15 protein-coding genes and 3 tRNA genes are annotated in these 20350 nt (G+C 44.3%); 8 read left to right on the plus strand and 10 right to left on the minus strand.

Translation table 11 applies throughout. The features are described 5' to 3' along the window. Positions 1–89: 89 nt before the first annotated feature. Positions 90–1301: a 6-bladed beta-propeller gene (locus DWW23_RS17685; RefSeq protein WP_122354641.1), complete on the minus strand. Its 1212-nt coding sequence runs from the start codon at positions 1299–1301 to the stop codon at positions 90–92. A 153-nt stretch (positions 1302–1454) separates the two neighbouring features. On the opposite strand from DWW23_RS17685, the gene DWW23_RS17690 reads away from it, so the two are divergent. The 4 genes from DWW23_RS17690 to DWW23_RS17710 all read left to right on the plus strand — a co-directional run bounded on the left by DWW23_RS17690 (position 1455) and on the right by DWW23_RS17710 (position 4964). Further along, on the plus strand, positions 1455–1838 hold the full coding sequence (locus tag DWW23_RS17690; RefSeq protein ID WP_122354643.1) for a co-chaperone GroES family protein: 384 nt from the start codon (positions 1455–1457) through the stop codon (positions 1836–1838). Positions 1839–1933: 95 nt separating this feature from the next. Next, the gene (locus tag DWW23_RS17695; RefSeq protein ID WP_122354645.1) at positions 1934–2731 is read left to right on the plus strand and encodes a sulfide/dihydroorotate dehydrogenase-like FAD/NAD-binding protein; all 798 of its coding nucleotides are present in this window, start codon (positions 1934–1936) and stop codon (positions 2729–2731) included. A 12-nt stretch (positions 2732–2743) separates the two neighbouring features. Next, complete coding sequence (gene gltA, locus DWW23_RS17700) at positions 2744–4216, plus strand: NADPH-dependent glutamate synthase (RefSeq protein ID WP_122354647.1); 1473 nt, start codon at positions 2744–2746, stop codon at positions 4214–4216. Positions 4217–4625: 409 nt separating this feature from the next. Next, positions 4626–4964, plus strand: a complete 339-nt coding sequence (locus tag DWW23_RS17710; protein ID WP_122354693.1) for a type II toxin-antitoxin system HicB family antitoxin — start codon at positions 4626–4628, stop codon at positions 4962–4964. Positions 4965–5083: 119 nt separating this feature from the next. Here DWW23_RS17710 and DWW23_RS17715 read toward each other — a convergent pair. The 9 genes from DWW23_RS17715 to DWW23_RS17755 form a co-directional block, all read right to left on the minus strand. After that, positions 5084–5156 (minus strand) — tRNA-Gly (locus DWW23_RS17715). Between the two features lie 15 nt (positions 5157–5171). Continuing rightward, positions 5172–5256: transfer RNA gene (locus DWW23_RS17720), tRNA-Leu, on the minus strand. Between the two features lie 19 nt (positions 5257–5275). Beyond that, positions 5276–5348 (minus strand) — tRNA-Gly (locus DWW23_RS17725). 88 nt (positions 5349–5436) lie between these two features. Then, the gene (locus DWW23_RS17730; protein ID WP_122354649.1) at positions 5437–5889 is read right to left on the minus strand and encodes a hypothetical protein; all 453 of its coding nucleotides are present in this window, start codon (positions 5887–5889) and stop codon (positions 5437–5439) included. A 4-nt stretch (positions 5890–5893) separates the two neighbouring features. Further along, positions 5894–7231: an argininosuccinate lyase gene (gene argH, locus DWW23_RS17735; protein ID WP_122354695.1), complete on the minus strand. Its 1338-nt coding sequence runs from the start codon at positions 7229–7231 to the stop codon at positions 5894–5896. 11 nt (positions 7232–7242) lie between these two features. Next, positions 7243–7653, minus strand: a complete 411-nt coding sequence (locus tag DWW23_RS17740) for an SRPBCC family protein (RefSeq protein WP_122354651.1) — start codon at positions 7651–7653, stop codon at positions 7243–7245. A 16-nt stretch (positions 7654–7669) separates the two neighbouring features. After that, positions 7670–8308 (minus strand): orotate phosphoribosyltransferase, encoded by a 639-nt coding sequence (gene pyrE / locus DWW23_RS17745; RefSeq protein WP_028729716.1) that lies wholly within the window; start codon positions 8306–8308, stop codon positions 7670–7672. A gap of 511 nt (positions 8309–8819) precedes the next feature. Further along, complete coding sequence (locus DWW23_RS17750) at positions 8820–9287, minus strand: glucosaminidase domain-containing protein (RefSeq protein WP_122354653.1); 468 nt, start codon at positions 9285–9287, stop codon at positions 8820–8822. A gap of 38 nt (positions 9288–9325) precedes the next feature. Further along, positions 9326–9766 carry an HU family DNA-binding protein gene (locus DWW23_RS17755; RefSeq protein WP_122354655.1) on the minus strand — a complete coding sequence of 147 codons (441 nt, stop codon included), beginning with the start codon at positions 9764–9766 and terminating at the stop codon, positions 9326–9328. Between the two features lie 212 nt (positions 9767–9978). Between DWW23_RS17755 and DWW23_RS17760 the strand changes: the two genes are divergently transcribed. The 4 genes from DWW23_RS17760 to DWW23_RS17780 all read left to right on the plus strand — a co-directional run bounded on the left by DWW23_RS17760 (position 9979) and on the right by DWW23_RS17780 (position 20287). Continuing rightward, positions 9979–10215, plus strand: a complete 237-nt coding sequence (locus tag DWW23_RS17760) for a DUF4248 domain-containing protein (RefSeq protein WP_122354697.1) — start codon at positions 9979–9981, stop codon at positions 10213–10215. Positions 10216–10241: 26 nt separating this feature from the next. Then, the gene (locus DWW23_RS17765; RefSeq protein ID WP_122354657.1) at positions 10242–12605 is read left to right on the plus strand and encodes a DUF3987 domain-containing protein; all 2364 of its coding nucleotides are present in this window, start codon (positions 10242–10244) and stop codon (positions 12603–12605) included. 507 nt (positions 12606–13112) lie between these two features. After that, complete coding sequence (locus tag DWW23_RS17775) at positions 13113–16298, plus strand: DUF6383 domain-containing protein (protein WP_122354661.1); 3186 nt, start codon at positions 13113–13115, stop codon at positions 16296–16298. 767 nt (positions 16299–17065) lie between these two features. After that, positions 17066–20287 (plus strand): DUF6383 domain-containing protein, encoded by a 3222-nt coding sequence (locus DWW23_RS17780; protein WP_122354663.1) that lies wholly within the window; start codon positions 17066–17068, stop codon positions 20285–20287. Positions 20288–20350 lie beyond the last annotated feature (63 nt).

Genomic DNA, 20350 nt, shown 5'->3' on the forward strand with positions numbered 1-20350 from the left:
GTCGCAGGAGCGAAGTCGGATATAAAATAGCATGTGTCAGAAACGGATGAGTTGTCCGGTTTTCTGACACATGTTGTTTTATGCGAGGTTTATTTCTTCACTTGATCGACATCGTGGAATATCATTATCTGCAGTACCGGATTCGCGTCGTCGTCGAGTGTTTCGATAAGCTTTTTCAGTTCCTCGTCCCCATGTTGGCCTTCGGCTTCCTGTAAAGCATATACCTGGCGGGTGCGAACTGCAATATGGCTGTTCTGCGTCGTATTCCAGTTGGTGATGTGCGGATAGTCGTCCATCAGTGTCCAGTAGGAATTATCCGTATAGTCGGTCATCTTGTAGATCTGGTTTTCTTTCTTGTCGTAGATGTAGAAATGCTCGTCGACATACGGTTTGTACGAATGGCTGCGGAGGATATAAAACATCAGGTAACGCTCGGTTTCGATCGTCGGATGTATCTGTGCGAAGGTGGTGGGGTATTGGCTTTGGTCGATGATACGCGGAACGACCTGCAGGTCTTGCTGCCGGATTTCAAAGATCGTGTCGTTGCCCAGGTTAGCCATAAAGGCTCCCTTGGGACTCTTTATCAGGCTTCCGTAGGCCAGGCGTCCGTGGCTGTCGTGAGGCAATTGGGTAGGGAAGCGGATCGGTAGTTTTTTTACCGTGCTTCCATCTTCTTTGCGGATGACCGAATAGCGGGGGCCTCCGGGGTTGTATCTGAAGTAATTGAGCAAGAGCGAGTCATTGAGTATTACGATCTCTTTCGCTTTGTTGGGGAAGGTCCGTTTGAAGTTTCCTTCCAGGTCGTAGACGTATGTGCAGCCTTTCTTTAAGTTGGCATCTTGAACGAATATCTCTTTCCGGAGGGTATCGACGGCATAGCTGCTAATGTAACTATATTCGCCCGGTCCTCCGCCTCGGTGGTCGATTTTACGGACCAGGCTGCCGTCTTTCTTGAATATATAAATGGCGGTTTGCTCTTCCTGGGCGTAGATAAAGTCGTTGGTCAGCAGATATTCGTTGCCCTCGCAGGTGCCGCGTTGCCTCAGGAGAGTCGTATCGTTGGTCTCCAATGGAATATACAAAGCGTCGGAGAGGTCGCTCAAGCGGATATTCGTTTCCGGATAGTTCTCTTCTACATTGAAGTAGATAGGTTTTTCTCCCTCATACCAGACGGGGGCAGCCGATAGAGTAACTTTTTCAGATGCCTCTTTTCCGGTATCCTCCGTCCGGGATTCTTTTTTTGTGCCGGAACAACAGATTGTCAGGGAGAAAGTGAAAAATAGAAGAGGGAATGTTTTCATGGTATAGTATATCTGATTGTTAAACGCAAACAATATAGATATAAAGGAGGATACAGCAAAGTGGTGAGGTTGTTTTTTAACTTTGTTTGTTCCGCATATAAAGATATTTTGTAGATTTGTTCTCATTAATCCTATAGTTAAAGTTAAGTTATTATGCAATTATCAATCGACCAAAAAGACATCGATAAATTCATCATGATAGGCGATAAGGTGCTTATCAAACCGAAGAATCCGCAGAGCCAGACTAAATCAGGTCTTTACCTGCCGCCTACGGTACAGCAGGATAAGATACAGAGCGGTTATATCATCAAGGTAGGTCCCGGTTTTCCTCTGCCTTCGCAAAAGGAAGAGCATGAAGTATGGGAAAAGAAGGAAGATGAAGCTGTTCATTACCTGCCTTTACAGGCGCGTGAAGGTGATCTGGCTGTCTATTTGCAGAATGCAGCCTATGAGATCAACTTTAATGAAGAAAAGTTCCTGATCGTGCCTCATTCTGCTATTTTGATGCTGCTCCGAGACGAAGGATTGTTCGAATAAAGCCTTTTTCTTTGGCAAAATACTAATAGATATACTTTTTTGATGTATTTTTGCAAGCAAATCAACAAAATAAACTATCAACAGTAGCGATTAGAATGAATAAAATTGTAAGTAAAGAACATTTCTCTGCCAACGTCGTGAAGCTGGAAGTGGAAGCTCCGCTGATTGCCCGCTCACGCAAAGCCGGTCACTTTGTGATCGTAAAGGTGGGAGAGAAAGGTGAACGTATCCCTTTAACCATTGCAGGAGCAGATACTCAGAAAGGAACCATCACCCTGGTTATCCAGGCCGTAGGCGGTTCATCCAAAAAGATCTGCGATTTGAACGTAGGCGACTATATTACCGATCTGGTAGGTCCGCTGGGACAAGCCACCCATATCGAAAAGGTAGGGACGGTAGTTTGTGCCGGAGGTGGTGTAGGTGTAGCCCCGCTGCTGCCTATCGTTGAGGCTTTCCATAAGGCCGGCAACCGCGTGATCGTCGTGCTGGCTGCCCGTACGAAAGACCTGGTGATCCTTGAGGAACAGATGAAAGCTAATTCCGATGAAGTGATCGTGATGACCGACGACGGCTCATACGGCACGAAGGGACTGGTGACGAACGGTGTGGAAAGTGTGATCAATCGTGAGAAGGTAGACCTGTGTGTAACCATCGGTCCGGCCATCATGATGAAATTCGTTTCGGCTCTTACAAAGAAATACGAGATACCTACCGTCGCTTCCCTGAATACAATCATGGTAGACGGTACGGGCATGTGCGGCGCTTGCCGTATCACGGTGGGCGGAAAGACCAAGTTCGTCTGTGTGGACGGACCTGAATTCGATGCTCATCAGGTTGATTTCGACGAGATGCTTATGCGTCTGGGTGCTTATAAAGATATTGAAAAGAAATAACCACTTAAACAAATGACAACAGCAGAACTAATTGCAGCCCGCCGTTCCGAACCCTGGAGGGAAGAACTGCGCAAGAGCAAAAAAAATAAAGAACGCACGGATATTCCCCGTGTGGAAATGAACGAACTCGATCCGGAATACCGCAGTCATACCCGCCTGGAAGAGGTGAACCTGGGCTTGACAAAAGAGCAGGCCATGCAGGAGGCACAACGTTGCCTGGACTGTCCGAATCCAACCTGTATGGAAGGTTGTCCGGTAAGTATCAATATCCCGACATTCATCAAGAATATCGAACGGGGTGAATTTCTCGAAGCAGCGAAGGTATTGAAAGAAACCAGTGCCTTGCCTGCCGTTTGTGGCCGTGTATGTCCGCAGGAGAAACAGTGCGAAAGCAAATGTATTCACCTGAAGATGAAGAAGGCCCCGGTTGCCATCGGTTACCTGGAACGTTTCGCTGCCGACTATGAACGTGAGAGCGGTCAGATTTCTGTGCCTGAGATTGCTGAAAAGAACGGTATCAAGGTTGCCGTGATCGGTTCCGGTCCTGCCGGTCTGTCTTTTGCCGGTGATATGGCGAAACGCGGTTACGATGTGACGGTGTTCGAAGCGTTGCATGAGATTGGCGGCGTATTGAAATACGGTATTCCGGAATTCCGTCTGCCGAACAAGATTGTGGACGTAGAGATAGAAGGACTTCGTAAGATGGGCGTGAAGTTCATCACGAACTGTATCGTCGGTAAGACGATCAGTTATGAAGACCTGCACGAAGAGGGTTTCAAAGGCTTCTTTGCTGCCAGCGGTGCCGGTCTGCCTAATTTCATGAACATACCGGGCGAAAACCTGATCGGCGTCATGTCGTCCAACGAATACCTTACACGTGTCAATCTGATGGATGCTGCCAATCCCGAAAGCGATACGCCCGTGTTGCAGGGTAAGAAGGTGGCAGTGATCGGCGGAGGTAACACGGCGATGGACTCTGTACGTACGGCCCGTCGTCTGGGAGCTGAACGTGCTATGATCGTTTACCGTCGTAGCGAAGAAGAAATGCCTGCCCGCGTGGAAGAGGTGAAACATGCGAAGGAAGAGGGTGTGGAATTTATGACTCTCCATAACCCGGTCGAATATATCGGTGACGATCGTGGTCGTGTAAAACAGATGCGTCTGCAGAAGATGGAACTGGGTGAACCGGATGCTTCCGGACGTCGCCGTCCTGTTGCTATCGAAGGAGCCATCGATACGATCGATGTGGACGAAGTAATCGTCAGCGTCGGTGTTTCTCCCAATCCGCTTATCCCGCGTGCCTTCAGCGGCCTGGAAGTAAGTAAATGGGGCACGATCGTGGTCGATCAGGATACTATGCGTTCAGCATTGCCTGATGTGTATGCCGGAGGTGACATCGTTCGCGGTGGTGCGACAGTGATCCTGGCTATGGGCGACGGACGTAAAGCTGCTGCCGCCATGGATGCCAGCCTGCAGGGAAAATGATCCATATAACAGTATAAACAGAAGCCCGGCCCTGACAGGTCGGGCTTTTTCTTTGCCAAAACGTCAGTAAATCTCTATATCTTCTAATTTTTAAGAGCTTCCTCCTAAAAGGTATTGCAAATGAGAAATTTATTTTTAAATTTGCGTTTAACTGATTATCCAGGAAAAGACATATATGAGGTAAAGAAAATATTTATACAATAGTTGTAAATATTGGTGTGTCTATGAAGGGGGGACTATGGCAGAAATGCTATGGTCCTTTTTTGTGTTAAATCGTGAATAATAGAATCCTTGTAACTATTTAATAGTTACATTTACTGCATCCGGGAAATATTATTAAGGCATATGCAATGAAGCAGGTATTAAATGATTTGATTGATGCAGGATTTATAAAATGAAGGAGGCTACGATGAATACATTAACTTATAAAAATTATATCGGTTCCGTTAATTTCAGTGAGAAAGACAATGTCTTCTTTGGTAAGGTAGAAGGTATCAATGCTCTTGTTAATTTCGAAGGGGAGAGTGTAGGTGAGTTAAGGAAGGCTTTTCAAGAGGCTGTGGACGATTATCTGGCTTATTGTGAGCAAGAGGGAATCGAACCCAATAAAAGTTACTCAGGCTCTTTAAATGTACGTATTTCTCCTGACATACATAGTAAGATTGCGATGCTGGCTAAACAAGCAGGTCTTTCTATTAATGCTTTTATAAAGGATGCTTTAGAGAAACAGGTAACATCTTTATTATAAGAATTAATTAAGATACAGAATGGATAGATGATAGGACCTCGCTTAATGCGGGGCTTTTGGGTAGTATATTAAATAAAAAGCCCCGATATTGCAAGCAATACCGAGGCCTTTTGGAAGCGAGCGAAAGACGGGACTCGAACCCGCGACCCTAACCTTGGCAAGGTTATGCTCTACCAACTGAGCTACTTTCGCAATTAAATCAAACTGTACTCGAAGCGGGACTTGAACCCGCACAGCCGCAATGGCCAAAGGATTTTAAGTCCTTCGTGTCTACCGATTCCACCATTCGAGCATCCCTTCTCTTAGAGATGAGCGAAAGACGGGACTCGAACCCGCGACCCTAACCTTGGCAAGGTTATGCTCTACCAACTGAGCTACTTTCGCATTGTTTCCGTTTGCGTGTGCAAAGGTAGATAACTTTTTTGTATTTGCAAATATTTGATTAAAAAAATCTCTTTAGCTGCTGATTTTTTTAATACCGGATCATTAATTTGTTTCCCTGCTGAGTCACGTCAAATCTTGTCAGGGCAAATTCTGATGGGCCATCTGACGGTGTACCAGAACCATACGCTATTTCGTACTTGGTTCCGCACTTAGGACATTGTGCCCATCCGGTGTTATCTGCTTCTACGGTTACATTTTTGTTTGCTTCATAAGGACAGCAAAGATCATAAGCGTAATATTTGGTATTACCGGAAGAGTCGAACCCGCTAACCACCAATACACCGGAAAATCCGAGCTGTGTGCCGTAATTTTGACCGTTGGTGGAAGTAATCTCCTTGTGGTTAAGTGCACCGACCAGATCCTTATCTTTGAAAGCCAGATCCAGTTCAAGATATACCCGTGCATAAGGTATATTCGATACATTAACCTTGTTGCATGACATTACCAACAGCACTACCAAACAAAAAAATATCCTTTTCATATTATTATGCTAACAGTTCCTTTTCAGCTTCGTTTACTTTACTAAACGAGAAACCGTCAATAATATTTTGCATCAGAGCAGAAATACTGTCATTGCATAAATTACCGATACTACCTTCGTGTGTATGGCTAACCTCTTTATTCGGAGTGAATTTACCTGCTTCGATGTTCAAACCCACCTGTTTGTAAGCGTCGCGGAAAGGAACACCCTCCAGCACGAGGCGGTTTACTTCCTCTACGCTGAACAACAGAGCATATTTGTCATCTTCCAAGATATGTTCGTTCACCTTCACTTCGCGCATCATATGCGTTACCATGCGAATGCAATCCTTCAGTTCGTCGAAAGCAGGCAGGAACACCTCTTTGATGATCTGCAGGTCGCGGAAATAGCCCGATGGCAGGTTGTTGCATATTAAAGTGATCTGTTGAGGCAATCCCTGTATTTTGTTACATTTTGCCCGTGTCAGCTCGAATACGTCCGGATTCTTCTTATGCGGCATAATACTCGAACCTGTCGTGAACTGGTCGGGCAGCTTGATGAACCCAAAGTTCTGGCTGTTGAACATACAAGCATCGAACGCCAGTTTTGAAAGCGTTGCGGCGATACCCGCCATTGCAAAAGCCACCGTGCGCTCCATCTTGCCACGTCCCATCTGTGCATAGACCACATTGTAATCCAGCGAATCGAAACCCAGCAGATTGGTTGTCATCTGGCGGTTCAGCGGGAACGAAGAACCATATCCGGCAGCCGAACCCAACGGGTTACGGTTGCAAACCTTATAAGCCGCCTGCATCATCTGCAAATCATCCGCCAGGCTCTCGGCATACGCCCCGAACCACAGGCCGAATGAAGAAGGCATCGCTATCTGTAGATGCGTATACCCCGGCATCAGTATATCCTTGTAACGGTTGCTCTGGCTGATCAAGACCTCGAACAGGCCGTTAGTCAGCTCTACCAGCTCCTGTATCTGCGCACGTGTGAACAGTTTCAGATCCAGTAACACCTGGTCGTTGCGCGAACGTCCGCTATGTATCTTCTTGCCGATATCGCCCAAACGGCGCGTCAGCATCAGTTCCACCTGCGAATGGACATCTTCCACGCCCTCTTCAATCACGAACTCGCCGCGGTCGGCCACGGCATAGATGTTTTTCAGCTCGGCAAGCAGAACCGTCAGTTCGTCTTTTGCGAGCAACCCGATACTTTCCAGCATCGTTATATGAGCCATCGAGCCAAGAACGTCGTATTTAGCGAGGTAAAGATCCATTTCACGATCCTTACCTACGGTAAATGTTTCGACTTCCTTGTCTACCTGTACATTTTTTTCCCAAAGTTTCTGAGCCATCATGCGGAGAATTAATAGGGCAGGGAGGCAATCACAGTTGAAATCTTGTCGAGAGCGTCCTGCAACGGTTTTGATACCATCGGTTTGATAAACGGATTCAGATCGGCGCGGATCGTCATTTTCAATCGCGTGTCGGCTTCTTCCACCTGTTTCAGTTGAATCCACAGGAAGAGAGGGACGGGCGAGTTGGTTGTAGTAAATTTGATTGTTTTGTTCGGTTCGCGTTCTACGATCTCGAAGCGTATTTTACCTACGGGATCGACAGCGAAGCTACAAGAGTCGCTGTCGAACTCGAAGTCTTTGATCTTATCTTGTGGAATGCGGTCCTTAACCCGTTCCAGATTGGAAAGGTCGGACAGCATTGCATAGACACGATCCTCGTTATAGGGGATCGTTTTGATTTCACTTACAAATTCAGTCATCCTGTGTCGTTAAAAATTAAGCTTCAGGATTCCAGTTAGCAGGATCTTTGCGCCATTCCTGCAAAGTGGCGATTTCCGATTCGTCGATATAGTCTGTGCGTACAGCTTCTTCGATAACGGCGTCGTAGTTGCTCAGTGTAGTCAGCGTAACTTTTGCATCCTTGAATTGCTGTGTAGCAACAGGGAAACCGTGAGTAAAGATGGCAACCATACCAACAACATCGCAACCGAAGTTACGTACGGCCTGTACAGCTTTCAAGCTACTACCGCCTGTTGATACCAGGTCTTCGATAATTACTACTTTTGAACCCGGTTTCAGTTCACCTTCAATAAGGTTTTCCAATCCATGATCTTTCGGCGTTGCGCGGATATAAACAAAAGGCAGTCCAAGCAGATCGGCAACCAATGCACCCTGTGCGATGGCGCCTGTGGCAACTCCTGCGATAGCATCTGCGTTCTCGTATTTTTCGCTAATCACACGTGCCAGTTCCAATTTAATGAAACTACGAACAGCCGGATAAGAAAGCGTTTTTCTATTATCACAGTAGATCGGTGACTTCCAGCCCGAAGCCCATGTAAACGGATTTGCCGGTTGTAATTTAACGGCTTTAATCTTTAATAATTTCTCTGCAACTAATCTTTCCAGTGTTTTCATACAATCCTACATATATATTTATATCAGTTTGCAAAAGTAGGCAAACTGAATGAGATAACCTTATAGAACCCGAAAAAAATGAAGGTTTAAAAAGATATTTTTGAAAATAAAAGGCTACCGGTCAGCTTCTAGAAGAAGTTCGGCCGGTAGCCTGTCGGGGATGGCGGTTAATAGAAGCAATCTTCTTAAAAAAGCTTCAACCGTATCCTAAGGGATAGTTTCAAATAAAGGCTTATTCCCTTTCGTGCTAGGTGGAGCAGCAGGGTGGGGATAAGCTTCGGTAACGACAGTTGTTTCATCATCTGTTGACGGTTTAAAGTGAAACAAAAAATTAAGCAAAGCAAGGATGAGTTCGATGATTCGTTTGAATTTAGACATGGTTGCTTTAGGGTTAGATGAATAATTATTTTAAAAGTTGACAGTTGACAAGTGACAGTTGACAGTTATATCGGCTTTCAGCCGATTTATTGACCGAGCGCGAAGCCAACTGTCACTTGTCAACTGTCATCTGTCAACTGATAAAAGCCACAATCGCCTGTACCGTTTTCTCTATCTGTACCAGGCTGCGGCGATACGTCTCCCGGTCATCGCCGTTCAGTTCGCTGATGTACGGGCTGTATGCTATTTCACGTGCGTAAGCCTCCGGGGTGTTGCTGGCTTGCCAGGCGATACGGTAATTGTTGCGTATCAGGCGGGCGAAATCGAGGAAGGAGTTTTTGCGTGTGTCGTACCGGCGGAAATCCAGTGAATAACTACCCGTGTTCACAGCCGTCTTCCCTCCGTGCCAGTACTGGTTGCTGCAACCGTAGGCAGTCAGCCCGAAGAAGTTATTGCTGCCTGTCGCCAGGTTACTCGTGCCCCAGCCGCTTTCGAAGGCAGCCTGTGCCAGTATCACGGAAGGATTCATGTTGAAAGCAGCTCCCGCAGACACAGCTGCCTGCAGGGAGTCTTTGACGAATTTGATTTGTTGAGCTGTCATACTTCGTAAATTGAAAATGGAGAATCGAGAATTGAAAATTATTCTATTTCCGGGCGGTCGCTACCACCACCTTCCGGCGCTTCCGGTTCCTTGCCGATGCGTTCCAGGTTTATTTTCTCGATCATCGCCCGCAGCTTGGCTCCTGGGGTGAAGATGATCTTCGGCTTCCGGATCATATTCGCCTGGAAGTCCTTTTCGAGGACCGAACCCGAACTGCCGAACGACAGGCGGAAATTCCCCAACGTATCCATCTGCACCACTTCGTTGCGCAACAATGCTTCTTCCATCGTGCGGATCAGGCCGCGTACCACCAGCGCCACATCTCCGTCGCTGGCAGTCGAACGGTCGGCTATAACATCGCAGATCGAATTGAAATTCATCGTGCCGCTTACCGGAGTAGAGGCATAAAAACGTTTGGCATCGCTTGCCGCTCCTTTTGTAAGGTCTTTTTTCAAGACCAGTTTGTACTTGATTGACATACTGTTAAAAGTTTAAGGGTTAGTGTAATATGTGATCTGTTATTAACTCTGATACAAAGATAATGCAGCGTTTGTTTGTCATGGAAGGCTGCCGGATGGTAAGCGATGATCAGGATGTATTATTTATTTGATAAATAACCTTTGTTTATCGAACAACGTATTGATATTATACGTATATTGTGGTGTGGTAATAAATTAATAATTAAATGAATATGGAAGATAAAAAAATGGACCTATCTCCCTGGAAGAGGGCGTATGGGGTAACAGAATTCGCCCAGTTGTATTTCCCCGGCCAGACACCGGTGGTTGCCTATAAACGTATGTGGGAATGGATACGCACCTCCCGTGGACTGAAAGCTAAACTACAAGACGCCGGATGGGTGAAATTTCAGAAACTATACACTCCAAAACAGGTTGCCGTCCTGGTAGAACACCTGGGCGAACCCTGAGCATGTTTAATTAAATAATAGTTCTTATGAACTTTGAACAAAAACAAACCGTCGAATGCACGCTTTATTTTTCGGCATTCGATACGGGATCTTTGATGTTAACCACCCTCGAACGCTACATAGCTGACGTCAGAAGCGGAAAACACAAAAAGACAGTAGAGAAAGTGCGGTCTTATCTGGCTGCAAGTGAAAATGAAAAAGCCGAAGCCGTCAAAAAGGGACTTCCCCTGTTGGTTTCCGGCGGAGTGATGGCTGGCGGCCGACGGCTCGAACATATGGTTCGTTATACGGGTTGTATCGGTATTGACCTGGACGATGTGCCGTTGCCACCCGGACAAGTGCTTAGCATGGCCCGGCTACTTGGGTATGTGAAAGCCGGACATATCAGTCCTTCCCATACGGGAAACAAACTCTTCGTGCTGGTGGACAGCGATCAGGAACATCATCTGCAAGCATTCGAACAGGTACGGGCAATGATTGAGAAAGACCTTCCCGGCGTAATAGTGGATATTTCCGGCAAGGATGCCAACCGGGGTTGCTTTGCCAGCTATGATCCGGATGCTTTTTATAAAGAGGTGGCCGAAGTGGTGCATATCCCGCAGGAAACGGTGCCGGTAGCGAAAAAGGCTCCGGCTGTCCGTCTGTCGTCCTACCCGGACAATTCGCTGTCTAACTACATCGACAAATTTGAAGTAAACAATCCTTTTACCGGTGGCGGTCGTCATAGCTTCGTGCTGAAGCTGGCTTCGGCTTTGAACAATGCCGGGTTCGATGAAAGCGAAGTGACCGTCGAATGCCTGCGCCGTTTTGTGGAACCGGGCTTTACGGAGAAAGAGGTCCGGGGCATCGTGTCTGATGTGTACCGCCGTTACCGCTCGTCGCACGGTAGCAATCCCTGGTGTCCGCCGACAGTTTCAGCCGGACAAAAGAGTCTCAATAGTCTCACGAGTCTCACCCCCATTCCTGAAAATCCGGCTACAGAGGGTGAATCGTCTCTAGGCTTTGATATTGACCCGGATGAAGTCGTTTTGCCTCACTTTGACAGAGCACTGACCGGCCGTCTTTCCGGGTTACTTTCGGACATACTGAAAGTGGTTGCCGATGATCGGGAATACGATTTGCTGCTCCTTTCTTCGCTGACCGTGCTCAGTACCATTATGCCACGTGTGAGCGGTATGTTGAAGAAGCAACTTTTCAAGCCTCCTTTCTATACATTGATCATCGGTTCTTCCGGAAGTGGTAAAGGGTGTATCAATATTGTCTGTAAACTGTCCGATCCCTGGCAAAATTACATCTTTAATATTTCGAAAGCGCAGGTGAAGGAATACGAGGAGAAAAAGGAGTTGTCAGAAATTTATAAGGCGCAGATACGTGCCGGAAAAGGGAAGAAACCGTCAGGGCTTCCTCCTGAAGAGCCGACACCGGTCCGTCAGAAACGTTTACATATGAGTGGTTACACGACAACGGCGCGTATGATCGAGCAGTTGGATGTGAATAGTCCTTATACTTCGTTTTTGTATGAGACGGAGCTCGAATCGGTGAATAACACCATGATGCAAGACTTCGGAGGGTATAGTTATGTATTGAATCAGGCTTTTCAACATGAACGGGTAAGCTGTTCGTCGAAAACCAACGGAACTTCTTTTATTGAATTTCCCGAATTAGGTTTTCTGGCAACGGGCACACCGGGTATGTTAGCGAAGTTGATACCTTCGACCGAGAGTGGACTTTATAGTCGCATGTTGATTTACCGCATTACCGGTCGTTCCGAATATCAATCCCTTACATCGGCCGATGATACGATTAATAGTGTTCGTTATTTTGAAAAGCTGGGAGAGCGGGTACTTGATATGGCGGTACATCTGGAGAGTTCTCCGACCTTCGTCTGCTTTTCCGACAAGCAGCGCAAAAGGCTGGACCGTTATTTTGAACGTGAATATAATAATGTACGTGTATTCGGGAACGATGATGTCGCTTCAGTCGTGCTGCGTCATCGTCTGATTATTTTTCGTATAGCTATGACATTGACGGGGATCCGCAAAGGTGAGGCGAGAAGTACGGCAGAAGAAATTGAAATTTTGGATGACGATTTCGAGATCGCTTTCCATATCGGGACTCGCTGTCTGCGCCATTCGTTGCTGGTGAGCACTTCGTTGAAGCATAGCGACACGGAGCAGCATTACAAGTTGCCGGATGCACAAGTCGACCTGTTTGATGCCATGTCGGATGAGTTTAAAACGTCGGATATAATCGAAGAGGCCCGCGTCCGGGGAATCAGCCGTGCGAGTGTGTTCCGCATGTTGAAGAAAGCACAGGAATATGGTCTTGTTCTTTTAGTTTCAACCGGTTATTATCGGAAGACGGAAAAAGGTAAAAACGTTAAGAAATAAAAAACGGGGGTGAGACTTGTGAGACTTTTGAGACTCATCAGCATTTCATCTGCCTAAAAACAGCCTTTTTCCAAACAGGTTGTTATTGCTCCGAAAACGAGTAGGCATCGGAGTTCTGACGGGTAGGCATCCGTTGGAAAGGTTCCAAGGAAAACCGTTTGTATTTATTGGAACTCAATATGTTTATGTAGTTTGATTATTAATTATTGGATGGGGAAAATGAATGACTAAAAAAAACGTTCCTTTTTTCTCGCCAGCAAAATTACGACATTCTTTTAAACCACCAATCTTTTTCCGAATATTTTTTTCTTTTCTATATCCTTTCTTATCAATACAATAACAATGTTAGTACAAAATTCACCTTTTTTTATACGAAAGCAAAAGAGGGGAAAAAACATGACTAGAAAAAAGGAACGTTTAAACTCGTCATTTAACAATTGATGACATTTAAACGGGTTTATAGATAGGACTTTTATAACACTATTATTAATATTAAATTTATTGATTATGAACAAAAAGTTTTCTACTCTTTTGGTCAGCCTCCTGCTGGCCGGGGCTTGGACAACATTGGATGCAGCGATTGTGAAAACAACTCCTGCGATCGGTGGTAAGTATGCCATTGGTACGGTTGTTGAGGGCGATCAGATGAAAATCTGGGGTACTTCTAGCATGAAAGTTGGTGATGAAGCTGCTGAAGTGACTAGTGACAAAGTTACATTTGAACTGGAAGCAGTGGCAGATGAAGATGGCGTTTATTATTTGAAAAGTGGAGAAACTTATCTGCAGTATGCCGGAAATGAAACTGCCGCTACTGGTTTTCTATCTTTTGGTACCGATGGTAAGAAGCTACAATTTAAGATAGAGGGATGTCAGTTGGTTTGTTTGCCAGGTGTTGACACTTTTAAAGGTAAATTGCATATGGATGCGGATGGTAATGTTCGTGTTCCTTACCCTGGTTATGTAATGCCGACAGATCCTAAAGAACTGACTTTCGTTGTTTACAACGATGACGTTGAATTTGATGGCGAAAACCTGCCTTTGCAGACAACTATCATAGCTGGCGAATACTATATTATTGCTGCTGATGGTACTCATGTTTTGAAAGCTGATGGTACTACTGGTGCAATGGTTGCTGAAGTTGACTTGGATCAGGTACTGTGGACAGTAACAAAAGGAAAAGCTGCTGACGGTACGACTGTGACTTACAAATTCACTAACAAAGCAACTGGTAAAGTTTTGGTAATCGAAAATCGTGACAACTTCATCGTGGCTGGTTCTCCTGCTAGCTTTACACTGGGTGTTGGCGAAGGCCAGTTACTGGATGCTGACCTTAAAGTAAATGCTGCTGCTAACTTCGGTATTTACAAATCTCCGGTTGTTAAATTGAACTCTGATAAACTGAATGCCCTATTGGAAGACGGTTTCAATATGACAATCAAGAAAGCTAAAGGCGACAATACTGTTATCGAAGGTGCTGAAGCATTCACTGGCGACTTGGTTGCTGTACAAGAAGGCGCTACTCGCTTCCAGTTGAAGAGCGGTGACAAATTTGTTGTCCTGAACAAGAAATCCCTGTGGGGTGCTAACTTGGGTGCTCCTAATAACAGAGGTGCTAAGTTCGAATTGGTAGACGAAGTTAAGGCAGACCACCTGTCTTATTTCGAATTCACTCAATATGCAGGTGGTGCAGAAGATGTTATTGAATTAGTTTCTGTATTTGCTGCTAGTGACGCAACTGAAGCATTTGGTAACCTGTTCGTTCAGACATTGGGTGACAAAGTTGTTTTGACAACAAGTGCTACAAAAGCAGCTGATGACGTGCTTACAGAAACATGGCCGTACATCACTTTGGGTGCTAACAACATCGTTAATCCGGCTGAATTCTTGCAGAACAAATTTGCTGTAATCAAAGCGCTGAATGAAGAAGGAGCGGAAGATGATAGAATTCTGGCTGTAACATGTGAAAATGACTTTATCTGGGTTGAAACTGTAGCTAACGATTTGGAAAAACAGTGGGCTATCGCTTACGACGAAAAAACAGAACAGTACACAATTGTAAACCGTGAAGACAAAGATGTTAAAAAGACTATCAAAAAGGCAGAATTGCGTGAAAATGGCGATAAAACTGATGACATCTATGTTTGGAAGGGTAAAAACTATGAAATCAAATTCGTGCCGGTTGACGACAGCGACGTTTACTACAAATATCTGGCTGAAGATGCAGCAGAATTGAAAGAAAAGTCATTCGAAATGTCTTTCTGGTCTACTATATTCGACGGCTATGCTAAGGTTGGTATGAATGACGCTGAAAATGCTATCGTTGGTACTACTGTTGATGCAGTGGAATTTACAGCTACAAAGACAGGTGATTATGCTGTGAAATCTTTGATCAACTATTACGAAGGTGGTCAGTTGAAAAAGAACGAACCGGAACTGAAAGCTCCGATTTACAAATTCAACGTTGGTAAAGGTTACTTCAAGTTGGATGCTGACAAAAAGGCTATTTGGAATGGAACAGCAGGAACAGAGATTGTTATCCGTAAGGCTGGTAAACACTTCAATTTGATTGAAGCAACTACTACTGCTTTGAAGGGTAAAGCTTATGTAGGAACAGACGATTCTTATATGTATCAGCAGGAATGTGTATATAGCGCTGACAAGAACACATTGTTCGAAGTTAATGACAACAACCGTCCTGAATATCGCCGCTTGGGTGTGACTGTAAAAGATGGTTACAATGATATCGAAGGTGACCTGAACATCTTGAAGTTCTTCCGTACAAACGACGAAAATCAGTTCTTGTATGAAAACACTGGTAACCGTAACGCTAACAATGGTGAAGCTTGCTTGAACTTCTTAGGTGAAACTAACTTGGCAGACAAACCTGCAAGTGCTCAGTTACCGTTTACTGTGGATACGGCATTCATCCGCAACAATACTCGCAAACCGTTGTATATGTTGGCTGTACGTGAAAGTTATACAGACGAAGGTGAAAAAATCATCCCATGTCCGGACCACGGAACAGATTGCGAACACGCTACGAAAGTTAAGACTCCTGCTTATCGCACAGCCGACTATTTGGTAGCTTTGGATGACTCAACAGAAATCTATCCGCAGGCTAAATACCAGGGCAATGTTCGTCTGGCATTCGTTCCGGCTAAGCACATTGCTGATACTTTGGAGATCATTAACTCTAACGGTGCTAAAGATAACTGGTTCGCTAACGACTCTATCATCTTCTCAAAGGATGGTAAACAGATCGACAAAACTCCGGCTGCATTTGCATTCAAGTTGGTTGACCGTTCTGTTGATCCGGAAGGCGACAAGGCTGCATTTATCATCGAAAACCAGGATAAGGATGGAAGCAAACGTTATGTACGTATCCACAACACAGTTCCTGTATTGGTTTATGATGAAACTCAGGCTGCTGAATTTGAAGTAATGGCTGCTGCTGAAGGTGAAACTCCGACGGATAACGAAGGTGTTGAAGCTGCAACAGTGAAAGTTACTGCAACTGACGGTGGTGTAATCATTAAGGGTGCTGAAGGCAAGAACGTAGTAATCACTAACGTACTTGGCCAGACAATTGCTAACACAGTTGTTACTTCTTCTGAAGCTATCATCGCTGCTCCTGCAGGTGTAGTTGTAGTAGCTGTTGAAGGCGAAGCTGCTGTTAAAGCAATCGTAAAATAAAAAGTAATTTATAATCAAAATAAAATTCTAAATTTTTTACCGTGCGTCGTAGGGGCGGTTCGTGAACCGCCCTCACAATAAGTACCCCGTGAAGGGCGAACAAGCGGTAAATATTAATACTAAAGTAATGAAATAAAGTTCTTCTGTTCCACCTCTGTGAAGAGTGAAAACAGACAAAACAAAGCCCGGTAGGATTAACCTGCCGGGCTTTCGTTGTTTATTCGCGGTATGAAGTATTATTGGCTTAATTTATGTAAAAACTTTTGGGGCGTTTTATTTATCGGGTGGAGTATTCGGCTTGTTTTCTTATGATGAAAAAGTAAATGATTCTGATCTTTTTTTACTTTTTACCTGTATTGATAGGAAAAACGTCATATTACTACGTACGTGTGCGTACACTAACGTAATTATATCAATAATTAGAATAAAGTGATATTTGTGATTTACGCTTTGATTTACAAAATCTAGTGAGTATATATATTGTGGCTAAAGAAAACGGTCCTTTTTTCTCGTCACAAAAATACAACAATCTTTTTAACCGACAATCTTTTATCCAATCTTTTTTACCGTTTATATCACCTTTCTTATCAGGATGATAGAAAAATAAGGACGAAGTTATCCCTTTTTGACATGAAATAAAAACCGGGCTCAAAAAATGACTAGAAAAAACGACCGTTTAAACTCGTCATTTAACGAATATCAACGGTTGAGAGGGATTTATACATTGACTTTTAGTATAGTAATATTATTAATTAAATTTATTGATTATGAACAAAAAGTTTTCTACTTTGGTAGCCGGTGCTTTGCTGCTTGGTTCCGTTTCCGCCTATGCACAGGTGAAAGCGGATAAGGTGACGGAGATTGAAAAGGGCTATTATGTGCTTTCTGGTGAACAGATTACTGAAATTGATGGTAGTAAGTCTGTGGCTGAATTTTTCAAACTGGATGATGGTAAACTCGTTAAAATGACTGGTGATTTAGATGCTGATTACAATCAGTCACTATGGACTATTGCCGCAAGTGCCTCCAATTCAAACCACTTTACATTTGTAAATAAAGCTACTGGTTTGACTATCTCTTTTGATCCGAAGAACGCTGTAGCTGCAAATGACGGAGGTGTAGTAACCGCTCCGGCAGTTGCTACAGATCCTAGCTTGGTTGTTACCGGTGTTAATATGGCATGGGCATGGGTTGCGAACTCGGCGGATGCAACAGGTTTAGCCGATGTGAAAGGTTTAACTTATGCAATCGACACCGACTCGACCATGGCGTTAGGCGTAACGAATATTAGCGGAACAGATTATGTGTATGCTTATAAATACGCTAATAAAAACATGGGTAGCTTAGGTACGACCAATGCTGATATTCAGGCTGTAAAACCGACTACCGTTGTTATGAAAGCAAACGATCTGAATGTTTTGACAGATGCGACAAACGGTGATTACTTCACAATGACCCCGAACAAAACGAAATTGTTGGTTGATGTGATCAGCGGCGTGAAATTTCATGCAGAAGATGGTATTTCAGGTTTTGTTACATTAAAAGAACTCGGTACACAAAAGTACTTACGTGTGGACACGGCTGTTCATGCTGCAACAGGTCTGAATGAAAATAATTTATACCAGTTGGCTCGTAAAGCATTGAAGACCGGTGAAAATGCGACTACGCTGGTTCCGAATAATTTCAAGATTGAAAAAGATCTGTTTAAAGACAGCGTTTTCGTTTCTATAGCGAAAGATAATTCAAGATTCACCTATACAGAAACTGCTAATGCTGGCGGTTTACATTGGTATACTCCTTTGGCTAGCGGTACTCCTTATGAGTATTGCACATTGTCGAGTATTCTATTGACACCGACGACAGAGGTGATGACATTCTATTCTCCTGAAACTCCGACGTATGCTACATTAGAAAAAGAAAACCTCCTTTTCTCTGTGTCTGATGCTGCAACGGCAGTAGATAGCAGAACTTCAATCGCAGATGGTTTGTATTATATCAGAAATGCAAAAGGTCAGTACCTGGCATCTCCGATCTACGATAATGGTGAATTGGCTGAATGGGTTACTGTAAATGCTGACGAACAGAATGTGGCTCATATGCCGGCATACCAGTGGATTATTTTGAAAGACAATATTACTGAATATGCGAAAGACAAGTCTACTGTGACATTGACAAACCGTGAGTTTGCTAACAATGTTAATGCTCCGGCTATACAGCTGTATAAGAACAGTGGTGCTACTTATTATTCTGTGGCTGGTGACATCTTAATGAATAGCGTTAAGGCTATCGACTCAAAAGACTCTCTGAACTTCATTCAGATCACTGACCTGACTGTTTTAGGTGATAGTTTGCTTGGTTACAAGAACTTTGAAAGCAACGATTTGAAAGTAAATCGTTATACATTCAACTACTTTAACCCGTATGTAAGCGATAAGTATATTGGCAAGTCTACGGATTCGCTGTTGATTGTTAAAGACAATATCCAGCCGTTCGTAGTGAACGCTGTAGGTACTATTGCTGATTATGGTTATACGGTAGCAAATGCAAACGGTCGTATCAGTGGTTTGAAACAATTACGTCGTCAGGCTTATCAGATGACTGTTCCTGCTGCTGATGGTAATTTGAAATTCGGTGTAGATGCAGAAAACCAGTATGCTATTTCTGCGGATCCGGGCTTTGGTATTGTAACATTCTTCTTCAAAGAAAATAATGATGTACAGAGAGCCAGCGACGAACAGAAAAATGATTTCTATACATTGGTTGTTCGTGATAATCCTTTAAAGATTAAAGCCGGTGTTTCTGACGAAACTCAGGATGCTACTTTGAAAGCACAGTTGATCGCAGAAGCCAGAACTTCTTCTTTCCTGATCTCTCCTTATGATGCTCCCCTCTATCGTCGTTTCAACACGACTCTGGAAGGTGCGGTAGCCAGTGACGGTCCTGATACTTTAAGATTCGTTGAACAATATCGTAAAGAATACCTGCAGATCGAAGGTAACGAGAACTTTACTCATAAAGGTATCGACTTCCTGGGTATCTACACAGACGCGAAAGCTCCTTCAGGATTAGCGTTTATCGTTGATACTGCTTGGGTGAATCGTGGTGCCGGTTATATCAAACCGCAGTATCTGATCTCTATCGAACGTACTGATAAAGCGGCAACTCCGGGTGTGCCTTGTACTGAAACAGGTAAGCATTTTGATAATAATGGAAAGGAAACTGATGCAGAACATTGTATCCATGCTACTCCGGCTGTTCCGGGCTTCGAATTCGGAAAATATCTGGTGAACTTCAAAGACTCTGCTGCTGTAGCCGGTAATGAAGAAGTTTACGCATGGAAGAAATATATTCGTGCTGGTTTCGTGAAAGCGGCTCATGTAGGTGACAGCCTGTATATCCTGAACGGTATGTTTGCTGACGTTACTGCCAAGGATTTTGATCCTGCTGCTGTTCGTGCTGCTGTTAAAGCAGGTAAATATTCAGCCGACTATATCGTTAACCTGAGAGGTGACCGCCATAAAACGGTGACCTGGTCTTTCCGTTATCTGAATCCGGCTAAGGCTGCAACTGACGATAAGAGATTCCTGATCGAATCGATCGCTGTGAATCCGGCAGACGAAATCGCTCCGGTGAATGCGAATTGGTTGAAGATGCAGAATGGTTGTCTGGTTCTTTCTGACGACGATTCTAAGTTCGATCTCTTTACCCGTGATGACGATGCTTTGATCTTCGACGTAGAATATAAGGCAGATGACGAAGTGGCAACAGATGCTGTTACTCCTTCCGTATCTACGATCAGTGTAACTGCAACAGAAGGTGCTGTTGTCGTTAAGGGTGCACAAGGCAAGAAAGTGGCTATCAGCAATGTTCTCGGCCAGACTGTAGCCAGCACGCTGATTACTTCCGACGAAGCTACTATTGCTGCTCCTGCTGGTGTTGTGGTTGTTGCTGTCGAAGGCGAGGCTGCTGTGAAAGCGATTGTAAAATAAACAGACAATTATTTAATCAAATAATTTTTCAATACTGCGCAGCTTTTTATATGAGCTAAATAC

Origin of the sequence: Parabacteroides sp. AF14-59 (assembly GCF_003479515.1) — a bacterium.
GTDB classification, from domain to species: Bacteria; Bacteroidota; Bacteroidia; order Bacteroidales; family Tannerellaceae; genus Parabacteroides; species Parabacteroides faecis.